The following is a 399-nucleotide window of genomic DNA, read 5'->3' as shown; positions in this document are numbered from 1 at the left end:
CCCCAGGAGGATGTCTACGGGGTCGATGCCTGAGTTGAACTCGACCATCGAGACGGTCTTGGTGACCCTGCTCTTCTGTTCCTTGACGGGCTGTGTTCCGAGGAACAAGGTCTCCCACTCCGGGCATCCCGCCTGCGTGGCGGGCAGGTCCAGAGCCGTGCACAGGTACACGTCGATTTCAGCCTTGTACCGAATGGTGGCCGTGATCTTGCAGTCACCGGTGTGGATGATGACGCTGCAGTTTTCCTTCTTCACGTCCTCCGGATCGCCGATGACCTCGATACGGTCGACGTAGAAGACGTTGCCGATGCCGCCCGCCGACGCACCTGTCCGGATGCTGCTGTTCTTGTTCGCTGCCTCCGTGCGGCTGGCTGCTTCCTGGGCTTCCTTGGCGTACCT

Annotated in this window: 1 protein-coding gene; it reads right to left on the bottom strand. The window is 61.2% G+C overall.

The annotated features are described in order from the left end of the window. Positions 1–399: hypothetical protein (locus IF47_RS28420; RefSeq protein WP_037733442.1), on the bottom strand; the 399-nt coding region annotated here is incomplete at both ends.

Origin of the sequence: Streptomyces megasporus, assembly GCF_000718985.1 — a bacterium.
GTDB classification, from domain to species: domain Bacteria; phylum Actinomycetota; class Actinomycetes; order Streptomycetales; family Streptomycetaceae; genus Streptomyces; species Streptomyces megasporus.
The sequence above is the reverse complement of the archived record's forward strand: the minus strand, read 5'-3'. Positions and strand labels throughout refer to the sequence as shown.